Below are 14,612 nucleotides of genomic sequence, written 5' to 3' on the forward strand. Positions count from 1 at the left end.
ATTGGAGCCTGCCCGGAAGACCGATCTCCCGCTACTCCCATCAAGGGAGGCCGCCGGAGCCCCAATCATCCGATCTTTTTTATTGGCCGGCACGCGAGTGTGCCTGGCATGCGACTTGCCCAGTGTTTTTTTCGCCGCGCTTGTCGGCTATCTCTTTCGTCATTCGTCTATTCAATCGAAGCGGGAGAGGTCTCGATGCTTTACGCGGTGCTTTGCTACAATACGGAAGACGTCACCAGCGCCTGGACCAAGGAGGAGGATGACCAGGTCATGCGCGACCTGACGGCGGTTCAGCGGAAATATGTCGAAGCCGGCAAGCTCGGCCCGGTCGCGCGGCTCCTGCCGACGACTGCGGCCACCACCTTGCGCCACAGGCCGGGCGAGACCGTCGTCATGGACGGACCTTTCGCCGAGACCAAGGAGCAGCTGCTTGGCTTCTACCTGATCGATTGTGTTTCGCTCGACGAGGCGCTCGATTTCGCCCGCGAACTGAGTGCCGCCAATCCGGCTGCGGGTTCTTACGAAATCCGCCCCCTTTCCCTCTATAAGCCAAGCGAGCTCGCCCCATGACCGACACCGCCTGGATCGATCTTGCCTTGGTTTCGGCGCGGCCGCAGGCCATGGGCGCGCTGCTGCGCTATTTCCGCAATCTCGACCTGGCGGAGGAAGCCTTCCAGGAGGCCTGCATCCGGGCATTGAAGACCTGGCCGACGAACGGACCGCCGCGCGATCCGGCCGCCTGGCTGATTTTCGTCGGCCGCAACAGCGGTATCGACAAGGTCCGGCGGCAAGCGCGCGAGACGCCGCTGCCACCGGAGGACATTCTCTCCGATCTCGAGGACCGGGAAAGCGAGCTTGCCGACCGACTCGACGGCGCGCATTATCGCGACGACATCCTTCGGCTGCTCTTCGTCTGCAGCAACCCGGCCCTGCCGGCGACGCAGCAGATCGCGCTCGCGCTCCGGATCGTCTCCGGCCTTACTGTCAAGCAAATCGCCCGCGCCTTTCTCGTCAGCGAGGCGGCGATGGAGCAGCGCATCACCCGTGCCAAGGCGCGCGTCGCGGCGGCCGGCCTCCCGTTCGAAACACCGGACGCCGCCGACCGCACTGGGCGGCTGGCAGCGGTCGCAACGATGATCTACCTGGTCTTCAACGAGGGTTATTCCGGCATGAACGGCCCCGAGGGCGTGTCCGCCGATCTCTGCGACGAAGCGATCCGGCTCTCCCGGCTGCTGTTGCGCCTGTTTCCGGCCGAGCCCGAGATTATGGGGCTGACGGCGCTTTTGCTTCTCCAGCATTCGCGCGCCCGTGCCCGCTTCGACGCTCACGGCGCCATCGTCCTGCTCGACGACCAGGACCGGTCGCTGTGGAGTCGACCGATGATCACCGAAGCCTTGGCGATGATCGACAAGGCGATGCGCCATCGCCGCCCCGGCCCCTACCAGATCCAGGCAGCGATTGCGGCCCTGCACGCGCGCGCCGAGCGGCCGGAAGGAACCGATTGGGAGGAGATCGACCTGCTTTACCAGGCGCTCGAGCGGCTGCAGCCCTCCCCGGTCGTCACCCTCAACCGGGCTGTGGCCGTCTCGAAGCGCGAGGGGCCTGAGGCGGCGCTGGCGCTAGTCGAGCCGCTCGCCGAGAGGCTCTCCGGCTATTTCTATTTTCACGGCCTGCGCGGTGGCCTGCTCAAAGAGATGGGCCGGGAGCGCGAAGCGCGCATTGCCTTCGGCCAGGCGATCGCGCTTGCGACCAACGCGGCGGAGGCCGCCTATATCCGCAAGCAGCTCGATCATCTTGCGGGAGAGGCGGGCACCTCGGGCCTCCGCGGAGGCCAGCAATAAAAATCCTCGCCGCTGTCGGAACTCGATCTCCCCGATCGTCCTAGGTTCGAACCCGCCAAGGAGGAAATGCAAATGACCGCAGCAACCGACCCAGCCAACGAACGCGACCTGGTTCTGATCCGCCTGATCGACGCGCCGCGCGAAAAAGTCTATCGCGCTTTCACGGATCCGGAGCTGCTGAAGCAATGGTTCGCGCCCTTGCCGTGGACGATCACGGAAGCGGAGCTCGATGTCAGGCCAGGCGGCACCAACCGTTTCGTCATGCGCTCGCCGGAGGGAGAGCTTTATCCCAACCAGGGCGTCTATCTCGAAGTCGTGCCGAACGAGAAGCTGGTCGTGACCGACGCCTATACGGAAGCCTGGAAGCCCTCCGAAAAGCCCTTCATGACCGCGATCCTGACCTTCGAGGAGGAGGGCGGCAAGACCCGCTATACGGCCCGTGCCCGCCACTGGAGCGTCGCGGACCGTGAGGCCCACGAGAAGATGGGGTTTCACGAGGGCTGGGGCCAATGCGCCGACCAACTCGCGGCCCTCGTCGCAAAGCTCTGAGAGGAGGACAGAATATGTCCAACACCGAAAGCGGCAGCACCGCTGAGATTCGCGCGGCGATAGAAGACTGGGCGGAGGCATTGCGGCAGAAGGATGCCGGCCGCGTCCTTTCGCATGGCACGCAGGATTGTCTGGTCTTTTCGCTGGCGCCGCCGCTGAAGGGCTCGGACGCCGACGCCGAGGGACTTGAGCAATGGTTCTCGACCTGGAAAGGGCCGATCGGCTACCGGCTACAGGACCTCGACATTTCCGCAAGCGGCGACGTCGCCTTCGCCACGTCCTTGGCCCATCTTTCCGGCGAGAAGCAGGACGGGGAGAAGGTCGCGCTCTGGTATCGCCAGACGCTGGGCCTGAAACGCACCGAAAAAGGCTGGAAGATCGCCCACCAGCACGAGTCCGTCCCCTTCTATATGGACGGAAGTCTCAGAGCGGCGGTCGATCTCGAACCTACGTCAAAGATCGACTGGAACGGGCCTCCCTCGCATCCGCCGATGGCCGGCGTCATTGCCTATCTCAACGTCGAGAATGCGGACGCAACCGCCAAATTCTATGGCCGCGCCTTTGCCGCCAAGGAGGAGGACCGCAAATATGCCGAGGACGGCAAGCGCCTCATCCACTGCCATCTGACGATCAACGGCGGCGCGCTGATGCTGAACGACCCCTTCCCGGAATTCGGCTTTCCTTGGAGGCCGCCTGAGGGCTTCGTGCTGCACCTCATCGTCGACGACGCCCATTTCTGGTGGGAGCGGGCAATCGCGGCAGGCGCCGAGGCGACCATGCCCCTGGAGATCGCCTTCTGGGGCGACTATTACGGCCAGCTGCGCGATCCCTTCGGCATCACCTGGGGCATCGTCGCGCCGGTGAAGAAGAGCGACTGAGCAAACCTGACGCCATGCGATCCCGCCGCACATGAAACAAACTTGCGCGGCGGGAGGCGAAACAGAGCGCAACTATTGCGGCTGATTTCGTATCTTTGCGGGGCGCCAATGTCGGCTCACGCGAGGCAATATGATCCTGTATTACCAGACCCACTCCCCCTTCGCCCGAAAGGCGCTCGTCTTTGCCCACGAAGCGGGCTTAGCGGACCGGCTCGAGGTCATCCACCACGAGACGAGCCCGACATTGCGCAACGATCGGGTATATGCCGAGAATCCGCTCGGCAAGGTGCCTGTGCTGCTGCGTGCCGATGCGGCGCCGATCTTCGATTCCGATGTGATCTGCGCCTATCTCGACACCGTCCACGGCGGCAGAAGGCTCGTTCCGGAGGATGGTGAAAGCCGGTGGCAGGCTTTGACGCTGCAATCGGTTGCGCAAGGGCTTGCGCAGACGGGAATAGCTCTGCGCTGGGAAACCGTGCGGCGGCCGGAACCGCTGCGCTACGAGGCGCTTGGCGATGGCTATACCGACAAGATCGACGCGACCTATGACTGGTTGGAGACGACAGCTGACTTCGAGGCGCTGCTTCATGTCGGACATGTTGCGCTGGCGACGGCGCTTTCCTGGATGGCGTTCCGCGGCCTGCCGTCGTTTCGCGACCGGCCGAGATTGACCCGGTGGTTCGACGCATTCGAGCGGCGCCCATCGATGCAAGCGACGCCGCTCTCCGGGGAGACGCACGACTGAACCGCAAGAAGCCAGCGCTCTGACACGGCCGCACGACGCTGTCGTGTCAGCAAGCGAGGTCCGCGACCACCGCGTCGAGGATCAGCATGCCGGCCGGCGTGCAGCGCAGGCGCGAATTGCCGAGCCGCTGGACGAAGCCGTGATCGATCAGGAACTGTTCGCGCTCGGGATCCGGATCGCGGCCGGAGAGGCTCTGCCAGCGGGCGAGGTCGACGCCTTCTCGCAGCCTCAAGCCCATCAGCAGCAGCTCATCGGCCTGGGCCTCGAGATCGAGCGGCTCCTGTTCGATGATGCCTTCGCCGCGTTCTTCGACGAGGCGCAGCCACGCCTCCGGGTTCCGTTCGGTTGCGGTCGCGATCTTGCTACCGCCGGCCGTAAGCCGCCCGTGGGCGCCGGGGCCGATCCCCGCATAGTCGCCATAACGCCAATAGGTGAGGTTGTGCCGGCTTTCCGACCCCGGCCGGGCGTGGTTGGAGACCTCGTAAGCCGGCATGCCGATCGCCGCGGTGATCTCCTGCGTCGCCTCGTAAAGCACCGCCGACTGTTCGCCATCCGGAACAATCAGCTTGCCGGCCTTGTGCAGCCCGAAGAACGGCGTGCCTTCCTCGATGGTGAGCTGGTAGAGCGACAGGTGGTCGACGGCGTAGGAGACCGCCTCCTTCAGCTCGCGTTCCCATTCGTCGACCGTCTGGTTCGGCCGGGCATAGATCAGGTCGAAGGACATGCGGGGAAAGATGTCGCGCGCCAGGCGCACGGCTTTCAGCGCATCCTCGACATTGTGCAGCCGGCCGAGGAATTTGAGGTCGCGGTCGTTCAGCGCCTGGACGCCGAGCGAAACGCGGTTGACGCCGGCCGCGCGGTAGCCGTGAAAGCGTGTCGCTTCGACGCTCGAGGGGTTGGCCTCCATGGTGATCTCGATGCCATCCGGCAAATGCCAGTGCTTCGCGATGCCGTTGAGGATCGCGGCGACCGTCGCCGGGTCCATCAGCGACGGCGTGCCGCCGCCCATGAAGATGCTGGTCACGGTTCTCGGACCGGACAGCGCCCGCACCGCCGCCATCTCCTGAAGGAAGGCGGCGACGAAGCGCGGCTGGTCCACCGGTTGGTGGCGGACATGGCTGTTGAAGTCGCAATAGGGGCATTTGGCCGCACAGAACGGCCAGTGCACATAGACCCCGAAGCCGGGTTCCATGCCGTCACCGATTGCCGAAAGCGGAGCCGTCTCAATCATTCGTTTCTCAGGCGCCGAGGCAGGTCTCGGCAAACAGCTTGAAGGCGCGGGCGCGATGCGAAAGCGCGTCCGCCTCGCCCGGCTTCCAGCCGTGCTTCTCTTCGGCGCTCATTTCGCCGAATGTGGTGGCGTAGCCCTTGGGCTGGAAGACCGGATCGTAGCCGAAACCGCTTGTGCCGCGCGGCGGCCAGACCACATGGCCTTCGACCTCGCCGCGGAAGAGCTCGACGTGTCCGTCCGGCCAGGCAAGGCAGAGCACCGAGACGAAGCGGGCGGTACGCCCCCCCGGCTCCGTCGCGCCCTTTTCCCTGAGCTCTTTTTCGACCTTTTCCATCGCCATCGCGAAGTCGCGGCTGCCGTCGTCCCGTTCCGCCCAGTTGGCGGTGTAGACGCCGGGAGCGCCGCCGAGTGCGTCGATGGCAAGCCCCGAATCGTCCGACAGCGCCGGCAGGCCTGAAGCCTTGGCCGAGGCGAGCGCCTTGATCGTCGCGTTCTCCTCGAATGTCGTGCCGGTTTCGTCCGGCTCGATGAAATTGAGATCGGCGGCCGATTTGGCCTCGAAGCCGAGCGGTCCGATCAGGTCGCGGATTTCGCGGATCTTGCCGGCATTGTGGCTTGCGACCACGAGCGTCTTGTCAACGAGTTTGCGCATCTGTTTCGTTCCGTTCAAGCTCTCGCATCAGTTCACGCCCAAAGGCCGGGCTCCGCGCATTCCAGGCTGTTGCCGGCCGGATCGCGGAAATAGAAGGAGCGGGCGCCGTTCGGCCAGCGGATGTCCGCTTCGATCGCCACGCCCGCCGCCTCCAGCTTCTCCTTCCAGGCGTCGAGCGCCTGCGCCTCGACCCGGAAGCACATGTGCCCTTTTCCCGTCGTGCCATGCGGCGGCACCGGAAGCGCAGCGGATGCGGGCGGCTTCACCGTCTCCGCGGCATTGAAGATCAGGAGGACGCCATCGCCGCAGCGGAAGAAGACATGCCGGTTGCCGGCCCGCGTGATCCGCTCGAGCCCGAGCACGCCGCCATAGAAGGACTCGGCGCTGTCGAGATCGTCGGCGTAGAGCGCGGTTTCCAGGATACCTTCCAGCACCAGGGCCATCCGTTCCTCCCGTTTACGCCTGCCGCAAGCTGCGGGCGAAGACCACCTCGGCTAGCCGGCGATTGCCTGCTTCTGCAGCCCGACGAGCTCGGCGATGCCGTCCTTCGCAAGCCGCATCAGCTCGGCGAATTCTTCCTCGGTAAAGGGTTTTCCTTCCGCCGTTCCCTGGATCTCGACGAGACCGCCGCTGCCGGTCATGACGAAATTGGCGTCGGTTTCGGCGGCCGAATCTTCCAGATAGTCGAGATCCACCACCGCCTGGTTGGCGAAGATGCCGCAAGAAATGGCGGCGACATGGTCCTTGAGCACCCTCTCGACCTTGATCATGTTGCGCGCTTCCATCCATTTCAGGCAGTCGTGCAAGGCGATCCAGGCGCCGGTGATCGAGGCGGTGCGGGTGCCGCCATCGGCCTGGAGCACGTCGCAATCGATCGAAATCTGCCGCTCGCCGAGCGCCGGCAGATCGACGACGGCCCGAAGCGAACGGCCGATCAACCGCTGGATCTCCTGCGTACGGCCGCTCTGCTTGCCGGCTGATGCCTCGCGCCGCATGCGCTCGCCGGTTGCCCGCGGCAGCATGCCGTATTCCGCCGTGATCCATCCCTTGCCGCCGTTGCGCAGCCAGGCGGGGACCTTCTCTTCAAGGCTCGCGGTACAGAGCACATGCGTGTCGCCGAAGCGCACCAGACAAGACCCTTCCGCATGCTTGGAGAAATTGCGCTCGAAGGAAACCCTGCGCATTTGGTCGGTTTTTCTGCCGGATGGCCGCATCTTCAACTCCTGTGTTCTCAGCAGCCTTCTAGATCATGGCGCCGTCAAAGGGAACCGCCTGATATCGGGCCGGGACGGTGATTTTTCCCTTTTGCCATTGCCCCGGCCGATCACTATAGTCTTCAGGGACACGAACGGTTGTTTGCATGGAGTGACATGGTACTGCGCAACCCTCAAAAGCAGGGGATCGCATCGACGCTGGACGAGCGCTCCGGCGAGATCTTCCGCCGCATCGTGGAGACCTATTTGGAAAGCGGCGAGCCGCTCGGCTCACGCAATCTCTCACGCCTCCTGCCGATGTCTTTGTCGCCTGCCTCGGTGCGCAACGTGATGAGTGATCTCGAGGATCTGGGGCTCATTTATTCGCCGCATGTCAGTGCGGGTCGCTTGCCGACCCAGACGGGGCTGCGCTTCTTCGTCGATGCGTTCATGCAGGTCGGCAACCTTTCCGCCGAGGAGCGGACCTCGATCGAACGGCAGGTGCGGCGCGGAGACCGCGACCAGCCGGTCGAAAGTCTTCTCACCGAGGCAAGCCAGATGCTTTCCGGCATGTCCCGCGGCGCTGGCCTCGTCATCACCACCAAAAGCGATCCGGTGCTGAAACACGTCGAATTCATCCGCCTCGCCCCGACCAAGGCGCTTGCCGTCCTTGTCGGCGACCACGATCAGGTGGAGAACCGCATCATCGAGCTGCCGGCGGGCGTCACCAGCGCACAGCTCACCGAGGCGGCGAACTTCGTCAATGCCCATCTTGCCGGGCAGACCATCCCCGAACTTCGCGCCCAACTCGAGAAGGTCAAGAAGACCGTGCGCGGCGAACTCGACGCGCTGTCGCAGGATCTGGTCGAGCGCGGACTTGCGATCTGGTCGGGCAGCGAGGGCGACGAGAAGCCGGCGCGCCTCATCGTGCGCGGCCGCGCCAACCTTCTCGAAGGCCTGGAAGGAAGCGAGGACATCGAGCGGCTGCGCATGCTGTTCGACGATCTCGAGAAGAAGGACAGCCTGATCGAGCTTCTCAACCTTGCCGAAAGCGGTCCGGGCGTGCGCATCTTCATCGGCTCGGAAAACAAGCTGTTTTCGCTCTCCGGATCGTCGCTGATCGTCGCACCCTATCGCGACAGCGACGACCGGATCGTCGGAGCCGTCGGGGTCATCGGCCCCACGCGGCTCAACTACTCCCGGATCGTGCCCATGGTCGATTACACCGCCCAACTCATGTCGCGACTGTCGCGCTGAGCGATTCCTTTTCGATGTTGGGCCGATGCACCCTTGATTTTTCGGGCTCAAACCTCGATATCGGCTTCAAATCCAGGCAACAGAACGTTCAAGCAAAGCGACTTCCGCTGGTTTGATGATGCCGAACACGCCAGAGACAAGACATTCGGAGACCGTCATGACCGACGAAACGAACAAGAACGGACCTGAGGCTGCAGCGCCCGAGGAGACTGTAAAGGGTGTCGCGCCGGAAGCGGCGGAAACAGCGGCAGCCGACACTTCCGCCGCTGCGCCGGACCCGCTGGAGCTAGCCAAGGCGGAAAGTGCGGACCTGCGCGACAAATATCTTCGCCTCGCCGCCGAGATGGACAATCTGCGCCGGCGCACCGAGCGCGACGTGAAGGATGCCAAGTCCTATTCCGTCGCCGGTTTCGCGCGCGACATGCTGGCCGTTTCCGACAATCTGCGCCGCGCGCTGGAGGCCATTCCCGCCGAGGCGAGGGAATCCGGTGATGCCGGCCTCACCGCGCTGATCGAAGGCGTCGAAATGACCGAGCGCTCCATGCTGACGGCGCTCGAGCGCCATGGCGTGAAGCAGCTTGACCCGACCGGCCAGAAGTTCGACCCGAACTTCCACCAGGCGATGTTCGAGGTTCCAAACCCGGAGGTTCCGAACAACACGGTGGTCCAGGTCGTCCAGGCCGGCTACACGATCGGCGAGCGCGTCCTGCGCCCGGCCATGGTCGGGGTCGCCAAGGGGGGCCCGAAGGTCGCCGCCGCGGAAAGCGAGACGCCTGCCGCCTGACCTGGACGGCTCGAGACTCTGGCGAAGCGCCGCGCGTTCTTACAGGATGCACGGCGCTTCGTCGTTTATGAAGTGCATTGGCAAGGACCTCTCCCCCAACCCCTCCCCGCAAGGGGGAGGGACTTAAGGTGCTGCGGCCGCCCGAATCACGTCTCACCGGCTCTACCAGTTCGGATGTTGCCAAGGGCACCGGTTCGAGCCGAGGGGTAAGCCCCTCCCACCTGGGGGGAGGGGGCAGGGAGGGGCAATCTCCGGCGTAGGCCCTACCCAAACAGCTGGCGGAGATGGTCGTTGAGGAAACGGCCCTCCGGGTCGACTTTCGCCCTTAACGCCCGGAAGTCGCCGGAGCGCGGATAGAGCGCCGTCACGTCTTCGGCGCCGAGGAAGTGCAGCTTGCCCCAATGCGGGCGCGAGCCGTATTGGCGCAGGATCGTGTCGACGTCCTTCAGGTACTCCCAGTAATCCGTGCCGGGTTCGCCGGAGACCGAAAGCGTGATCGAATCCTGCTCAAAGAACGGGCTGATCCAGCCTGAATCGCCGGCGGTGAATCGGTATTCGATCGGATAGATGCAGGTCGGGTGCTTCTCGAGCATCAGCTGGCGCACGGCCCGAACAGCCTCCTTGCCATGGGCGACCGGCACCGCATATTCGAGCTCGTGGAAATTCGGGACGTACTCGATCGGGTAGATTTCCGAGGAATAGGCGATCCGTTCGAAGGGCGCTTCCATGGGCGGCCGGTCGGTGATGTCGATCACCTTCATTTCGCAAACGTCGGCGGTTTTTTCCGTCGTCGAGACGGATGAGGTATCCGGCAGGCAGTAGCAATGACGGCTTTCGGGAACCGGGCACCAGAAGAATCCGAAATGCCGGTGCTTCGCAGCGAGCTCGTCATGCTGCTCCATGCATTCGTCGAAGTCGCAGCGCCAAAGCCTTTCATGAAGGTTGTAGCTGTCCATCACCTGCAGCGTGATTTCCGAGATGACCCCGAGCATGCCGACGGAGACGCGCGCCGCCTCCAGCAGATCCGGGGTCGTCTCGTCGACGACGAGGATCGAGCCGTCCGGCTGCACGAGGCGCATGCCGACGATTTGCGACGCCATGTTGCCGAGCGCCGCGCCGGTGCCGTGCGTGCCGGTGGTGAGCGCGCCGGCGAGCGCCTGGCTGTCGATGTCGCCCTGGTTAACGAGCGACAGGCCGTTCGATTTCAGCGCCTTGCCGAGCTGGTTGATCGTCGTCCCGGCGCTCACCGACACGCGTTTGCGTGCCTGGTCGATATGGGTGACGCCCTGCATGCCGGACAGCGTAAGATGCAGGCCGCTCGTCAGAGCGACCGGCGTGAAGGAATGGCCGGAGCCGGCGCAGCGAACATTCAGACCGGAGGACGTCGCTTCCCGCACCATCTCGGCAAGCGCCGCTTCGCTCTCCGGCACGCCGCGGTGGCGGACGATGCAGGACTGGTTTCCGACCCAGTTGCGCCAATGACCACCCGCTTGCAGCATGTTTTGCCTCCTCAGACGGCCGTGAAGCAATTGTCGACGAAGAGGTGCGTACCGTTGACGAAGCTCGACTCGTCGCTCGCCAGGAACAGCGCGGCATTGGCGACTTCCATTGGATCGCACATCCGCCCCTGCTGGGCGGCGATCGCCGCTTCGGACACATCGACCCCGTATTTGCTCAAGCCGGCGAGCTCGCGATTGCCGTGGTCGGTGGCGATGAAGCCCGGGCAGACGGCGTTGCAGCGAATGCCGCGGTCGCGAAATTCGACGGCGATCGCCCGGGCGAACATATGGCAGGCGCCCTTTGTCGTGTCGTAGAGTACTTCCATCGGCGTCGCCGCGACTGCCGAGATCGAGGAGGTGCAGACGATGCTGCCGCCGCCGGCGCCGATCATGCCCGGCAGCACCGCCTTGGTCATCAGGAACATGCTCTTCACGTTCACCGCCATCAGCCGGTCCCACTCCGCCTCTTCGGTTTCGAGGAAGGGGCCGACGGCGAGAATGCCGGCATGGTTGAAGAGGACGGTGATCGGGCCGAAGGCATCCTCGATGGTGCGGACCGCCGCACTCACCTCGGCCGAGACCGAGACGTAGGCGGCCGCGAACACGGCCTGCCCGCCCTTGGCGCGAATTTCGGCCGCAATCTCCCCGCCTTTGCTCTTCGGCAGGTCGACGATACCGACCTTGGCGCCCTCGCGCGCGAAGAGCTCGGAGGCCGCCAGCCCGCAGCCGCCGGCGCCGCCGCTGATCAGCGCGACCTTGCCCGAAAGCCTGCCCGTCATGATGTCCTCCTCCCGCATCGCCGATTGAATGCCGGAGTGGATTATTGTTGACGACGGGGAAGCTGTCGATAGCCCTTTTCGGATAGGCGAGGGGCAGCGGAATGCTTGAATTATTTGATCATTTCGCACGCAGGCTGTTGGGCGGGCAGGCCAGGAGTGCCTCGGCCTTCGATCAGCGCAGTTCCGGTTTGGATACCAGCCACTTCGTGGAGACCGCTTGTCACGCGGCGTGCGAGGTCGTGTCCTCGTTGAGGAGCATATAGATGGCGCTGGCGGAATCGGTCGCCCGGATGCGCGTCACCATGTCATGGTCGCGCAGCACCCGCGCAATACGGGACAGCGCCTTGAGGTGATCGGCGCCGGCGCCTTCCGGGGCGAGCAGAAGGAAGACGAGGTCCACCGGCTGGTCGTCAAGGGCTTCGAAATCGACCGGCGTTTCGAGCCGTGCGAAGATGCCGGCGAGCGAAGAAAGATTGCTGAGCTTTCCGTGCGGGATGGCGATGCCGTTGCCGACGCCGGTCGAGCCGAGGCGTTCGCGCTGCAGGATGACGTCGAAAATCTCCCGTTCCGGCAGACCGGTGAGCTTCGATGCTTTTGCTGCCAATTCCAGAAGGAGTTGCTTTTTCGAGTTGGCCCTCATGGCCGGGATGATCGCATTTTGGTGCAGCAAGCCTGCCAATGCCATTCTTTTATCCTCGTTTGCCGGTCAGAGCCTGACAACTTCAACACAAATTTGCCGCAATGGCTCTAACCATCTTTAGACTGGTGGGTCGCATTCACAGAAAAGTCGAACTTTCCTGGCCCGCCGATCGGAGCGGCGGGGAAGGCCGACCGCGCCGGCATTCCCCGAACCCACTCATCCTTTGATATTGGCGGCGTCGATCCAGCCAATATTTCCATCGTTGCGCCGATAGACAATGTTCAGATCTTCCTTGCCGGGGGTGCGAAACATCAGCACCGGCTCGTCCGTCATGTCGAGCGCCATGACGGCGTTGGCGACGGACATTGTCCTCAATTGCTTCGTGCTTTCGGCAACGATGGTCGGTGCATAATCATCGGGGACTTCCTCGTCCTCGAAAGGCACCGAGTCCATTACCCTGTAGGCCACTTCGGTGGCATTTTGACCATTGCCGTTGTGATGGTCCTTGAGCTTACGCTTGTAGCGCCGGAGCCGCTTTTCGATGCGCTCCGAAGCCGCGTCGAAGGCCAGCTGTGGTTCATTCGCCTGACCATTTGCCTGCAAAACCACGCCCGTATCGAGATGAAGCTTGCAGTCGGCGCTGAAGCGTGAGCCGGATTTTTCCACAGTGACCTGGCTTGAATATCCTCCGTCGAAATATTTGGTTACGGCCTCGCGGACCTGCTCGCCAATGCGCGAGCGAAACGATTCGCCGATTTCCATATGTTTACCGGATACACGCACACTCATGGAGTTTCCTCTCTCGTTCGTGACTTGCGTATCCAGTCTATTCCAAGCGCCTTCGTCATCCAAGCGTTTCAACAAGGGCGCGGACGGGGACGCGTGGAGCCGCCGAAGTGGAGTGATCGCCTCGGCATTTCGCGGCGGCCTCATATCGCCTGCGTCGCAGCGAGTCAATTGCAGCCGCAAAAAAACCCCAATCAGAACCCGGCTGCCTTGGCAAGCGCGCGCTTCTCGCGGCGCCGCTGGACCGAGGAGGGGATGTTCATCGCTTCGCGATATTTGGCGACGGTGCGCCGGGCGATGTCGACGCCGGCCTGCTTGAGGGCAGCGACGATATCGTCGTCGGACAGCACCGCGTCGGCGCTTTCCTGACTGATCATCGTGCGGATGCGATGCCGCACGGATTCCGCCGAATGGGCATCTCCGTTCTCCGCCGAGCCGATCGACACGGTGAAGAAGTATTTCAGCTCGAAAAGACCGCGCGGCGTCAGCATGTACTTGTTCGATGTGACGCGGCTCACCGTTGATTCATGCATCTTGATCGCGTCGGCGACGATCCTGAGGTTCAGCGGCCGCAGGTGGTCAACGCCGTGGATGAGGAAAGCGTCCTGCTGCCGGACGATCTCGCTCGCGACCTTCATGATCGTCCTGGCGCGCTGGTCGAGACTGCGCGTCAGCCAGTTGGCGTTTTGCATGCATTCGCTGAGGAAGGCCTGCTCGGCACTGTTTTTCCGGCTGTGTCGCGAGACCTCGGCAAAATAATCGTGATTGACGAGCACCCGCGGCAACGCGTCCGGGTTGAGCTCGACCAGCCAGCCGCCGTCGCGTGCCGAGCGGACGACGACATCGGGTATGATCGCCTCGGTGACGCTGGTCTCGAAGCTTGTCCCGGGCTTCGGATCGAGCTTGCGAATTTCCGCGAGCATGTCGACGAGATCCTCCTCGTCCACGCCGCAAATCTTCTTGAGGCTCGCGAAATCGCGGCGCGCCAGAAGCTCCAGATTGGCGACAAGCGCCTCCATGGCCGGATCGAGGCGGTTGCGCAAGCGCAGCTGAATGGCGAGGCATTCGCTGAGCGAGCGCGCGAAGACGCCGGGCGGATCGAACTGCTGCAGAACGAAAAGGACGCGCGTCACTTCCTCCGCGGCCAGGCCGAGTCTTGCCGCTGTTTCCCCAATCTCCGCATGCAGATAGCCCGCTTCGTCGAGTTGGTCGATGAGATGCTGGGCAATCAGCCGGTCACGCGCGCCGGCAAGCGCGAAGGGGATCTGCTCGAGCAGCGTCTCGCGGAGCGTTTTCCGGCCGGCGACGAAATCGTCGAGATCGTATCCTTCGCCATCATCGCTGCCGCCGGCGCCCGGCATCGACTTCCATTGGCCGAGCAGCTCCGGCGCATCCGCCCGCTGCGGAGCCGTATCGTCCTGAAAGACATTGGCAAAGTCGGCGTCGAGTTCCTCGCTGAGCCTCTCGCCGGGACTTGACGTGGCGCTGTCATAAAGATCGCCCTGGCCGCCGCTCTCCTCCGTCCCGCCGCCCGCCTCGTTGGCAAGGCTTGCCTCGTCGCGCTCGGACCGATCGGAGCCGATGCCCGTCTCCTCGGCCGATTGAAACTCCAGCAGCGGGTTCTTCTCGACTTCCTGGGCGATGAACTGGCCGAGTTCGAGATGCGTCATCTGAAGCAGCTGGATCGACTGCATCAGTTGCGGCGTCATGACCAGCGACTGTGACTGTCGCAAATGAAGGCTGGCGGACAAAGCCATGCAGACGCGGAACTCCCGTCA

16 protein-coding genes are annotated in these 14,612 nt (G+C 63.7%); 7 read left to right on the top strand and 9 right to left on the bottom strand.

The window, feature by feature from the left end:
- The first annotated feature begins 195 nt into the window (after window positions 1-195).
- The 5 genes from ATC00_RS08500 to ATC00_RS08520 all read left to right on the top strand — a co-directional run bounded on the left by ATC00_RS08500 (window position 196) and on the right by ATC00_RS08520 (window position 4,013).
- Window positions 196-570 carry a YciI family protein gene (locus ATC00_RS08500; protein WP_037378077.1) on the top strand — a complete coding sequence of 125 codons (375 nt, stop codon included), beginning with the start codon at window positions 196-198 and terminating at the stop codon, window positions 568-570.
- Entirely contained in the window at window positions 567-1,841 is a 1,275-nt protein-coding gene (locus ATC00_RS08505) for an RNA polymerase sigma factor (RefSeq protein WP_064252526.1), read from the top strand. The genes ATC00_RS08500 and ATC00_RS08505 overlap by 4 nt, the downstream gene beginning before the upstream one ends.
- Before the next feature lie 72 nt (window positions 1,842-1,913).
- Window positions 1,914-2,390 (top strand): SRPBCC family protein, encoded by a 477-nt coding sequence (locus tag ATC00_RS08510; RefSeq protein WP_064252527.1) that lies wholly within the window; start codon window positions 1,914-1,916, stop codon window positions 2,388-2,390.
- A 14-nt stretch (window positions 2,391-2,404) separates the two neighbouring features.
- On the top strand, window positions 2,405-3,268 hold the full coding sequence (locus ATC00_RS08515) for a nuclear transport factor 2 family protein (RefSeq protein WP_064252528.1): 864 nt from the start codon (window positions 2,405-2,407) through the stop codon (window positions 3,266-3,268).
- Window positions 3,269-3,398: 130 nt separating this feature from the next.
- Entirely contained in the window at window positions 3,399-4,013 is a 615-nt protein-coding gene (locus tag ATC00_RS08520; protein ID WP_037378091.1) for a glutathione S-transferase family protein, read from the top strand.
- 46 nt (window positions 4,014-4,059) lie between these two features.
- Here ATC00_RS08520 and hemW read toward each other — a convergent pair whose 3' ends face one another.
- The 4 genes from hemW to rph are packed head-to-tail and all read right to left on the bottom strand — an operon-like array spanning window position 4,060 to window position 7,110.
- Window positions 4,060-5,244: a radical SAM family heme chaperone HemW gene (gene hemW / locus ATC00_RS08525; RefSeq protein ID WP_037378093.1), complete on the bottom strand. Its 1,185-nt coding sequence runs from the start codon at window positions 5,242-5,244 to the stop codon at window positions 4,060-4,062.
- Between the two features lie 7 nt (window positions 5,245-5,251).
- Window positions 5,252-5,896, bottom strand: a complete 645-nt coding sequence (rdgB, locus tag ATC00_RS08530) for an RdgB/HAM1 family non-canonical purine NTP pyrophosphatase (RefSeq protein WP_037378096.1) — start codon at window positions 5,894-5,896, stop codon at window positions 5,252-5,254.
- Between the two features lie 32 nt (window positions 5,897-5,928).
- Window positions 5,929-6,339, bottom strand: coding sequence for a VOC family protein (locus tag ATC00_RS08535; protein ID WP_037378098.1), 411 nt, complete (start codon window positions 6,337-6,339; stop codon window positions 5,929-5,931).
- Window positions 6,340-6,390: 51 nt separating this feature from the next.
- Complete coding sequence (gene rph / locus ATC00_RS08540) at window positions 6,391-7,110, bottom strand: ribonuclease PH (RefSeq protein ID WP_037378099.1); 720 nt, start codon at window positions 7,108-7,110, stop codon at window positions 6,391-6,393.
- Window positions 7,111-7,266: 156 nt separating this feature from the next.
- Between rph and hrcA the strand changes: the two genes are divergently transcribed.
- Both hrcA and grpE read left to right on the top strand, forming a co-directional pair.
- Window positions 7,267-8,346 carry a heat-inducible transcriptional repressor HrcA gene (gene hrcA / locus ATC00_RS08545; RefSeq protein ID WP_037378101.1) on the top strand — a complete coding sequence of 360 codons (1,080 nt, stop codon included), beginning with the start codon at window positions 7,267-7,269 and terminating at the stop codon, window positions 8,344-8,346.
- Between the two features lie 157 nt (window positions 8,347-8,503).
- Window positions 8,504-9,130, top strand: a complete 627-nt coding sequence (grpE, locus tag ATC00_RS08550) for a nucleotide exchange factor GrpE (RefSeq protein ID WP_064252529.1) — start codon at window positions 8,504-8,506, stop codon at window positions 9,128-9,130.
- 263 nt (window positions 9,131-9,393) lie between these two features.
- Here the strand turns inward: grpE and ATC00_RS08555 are convergent, their stop codons facing one another.
- From ATC00_RS08555 to rpoN, 5 genes are all read right to left on the bottom strand, one after another.
- Window positions 9,394-10,629 (bottom strand): D-arabinono-1,4-lactone oxidase, encoded by a 1,236-nt coding sequence (locus tag ATC00_RS08555; protein ID WP_037378104.1) that lies wholly within the window; start codon window positions 10,627-10,629, stop codon window positions 9,394-9,396.
- 11 nt (window positions 10,630-10,640) lie between these two features.
- Window positions 10,641-11,408 (bottom strand): SDR family NAD(P)-dependent oxidoreductase, encoded by a 768-nt coding sequence (locus ATC00_RS08560; protein ID WP_064252530.1) that lies wholly within the window; start codon window positions 11,406-11,408, stop codon window positions 10,641-10,643.
- 220 nt (window positions 11,409-11,628) lie between these two features.
- Window positions 11,629-12,093, bottom strand: coding sequence for a PTS IIA-like nitrogen regulatory protein PtsN (gene ptsN / locus ATC00_RS08565; RefSeq protein ID WP_037378107.1), 465 nt, complete (start codon window positions 12,091-12,093; stop codon window positions 11,629-11,631).
- 171 nt (window positions 12,094-12,264) lie between these two features.
- Window positions 12,265-12,837, bottom strand: coding sequence for a ribosome hibernation-promoting factor, HPF/YfiA family (hpf, locus tag ATC00_RS08570; RefSeq protein ID WP_037378109.1), 573 nt, complete (start codon window positions 12,835-12,837; stop codon window positions 12,265-12,267).
- A gap of 191 nt (window positions 12,838-13,028) precedes the next feature.
- Entirely contained in the window at window positions 13,029-14,591 is a 1,563-nt protein-coding gene (gene rpoN / locus ATC00_RS08575; RefSeq protein ID WP_064252531.1) for an RNA polymerase factor sigma-54, read from the bottom strand.
- Window positions 14,592-14,612: the final 21 nt, after the last annotated feature.

The sequence above is a fragment of the Sinorhizobium americanum genome, from assembly GCF_001651855.1.
Lineage (GTDB): Bacteria > Pseudomonadota > Alphaproteobacteria > Rhizobiales > Rhizobiaceae > Sinorhizobium > Sinorhizobium americanum.

Bases quoted from the DNA above. Each gene is read 5' to 3' on its own strand.
- ATC00_RS08500 (WP_037378077.1), top strand. From the start codon at position 196: ATGCTTTACGCGGTGCTTTGCTACAATACGGAAGACGTCACCAGCGCC.
- ATC00_RS08505 (WP_064252526.1), top strand. From the start codon at position 567: ATGACCGACACCGCCTGGATCGATCTTGCCTTGGTTTCGGCGCGGCCG.
- ATC00_RS08510 (WP_064252527.1), top strand. From the start codon at position 1,914: ATGACCGCAGCAACCGACCCAGCCAACGAACGCGACCTGGTTCTGATC.
- ATC00_RS08515 (WP_064252528.1), top strand. From the start codon at position 2,405: ATGTCCAACACCGAAAGCGGCAGCACCGCTGAGATTCGCGCGGCGATA.
- ATC00_RS08520 (WP_037378091.1), top strand. From the start codon at position 3,399: ATGATCCTGTATTACCAGACCCACTCCCCCTTCGCCCGAAAGGCGCTC.
- hemW (WP_037378093.1), bottom strand. From the start codon at position 5,244: ATGATTGAGACGGCTCCGCTTTCGGCAATCGGTGACGGCATGGAACCC.
- rdgB (WP_037378096.1), bottom strand. From the start codon at position 5,896: ATGCGCAAACTCGTTGACAAGACGCTCGTGGTCGCAAGCCACAATGCC.
- ATC00_RS08535 (WP_037378098.1), bottom strand. From the start codon at position 6,339: ATGGCCCTGGTGCTGGAAGGTATCCTGGAAACCGCGCTCTACGCCGAC.
- rph (WP_037378099.1), bottom strand. From the start codon at position 7,110: ATGCGGCCATCCGGCAGAAAAACCGACCAAATGCGCAGGGTTTCCTTC.
- hrcA (WP_037378101.1), top strand. From the start codon at position 7,267: ATGGTACTGCGCAACCCTCAAAAGCAGGGGATCGCATCGACGCTGGAC.
- grpE (WP_064252529.1), top strand. From the start codon at position 8,504: ATGACCGACGAAACGAACAAGAACGGACCTGAGGCTGCAGCGCCCGAG.
- ATC00_RS08555 (WP_037378104.1), bottom strand. From the start codon at position 10,629: ATGCTGCAAGCGGGTGGTCATTGGCGCAACTGGGTCGGAAACCAGTCC.
- ATC00_RS08560 (WP_064252530.1), bottom strand. From the start codon at position 11,408: ATGACGGGCAGGCTTTCGGGCAAGGTCGCGCTGATCAGCGGCGGCGCC.
- ptsN (WP_037378107.1), bottom strand. From the start codon at position 12,093: ATGGCATTGGCAGGCTTGCTGCACCAAAATGCGATCATCCCGGCCATG.
- hpf (WP_037378109.1), bottom strand. From the start codon at position 12,837: ATGAGTGTGCGTGTATCCGGTAAACATATGGAAATCGGCGAATCGTTT.
- rpoN (WP_064252531.1), bottom strand. From the start codon at position 14,591: ATGGCTTTGTCCGCCAGCCTTCATTTGCGACAGTCACAGTCGCTGGTC.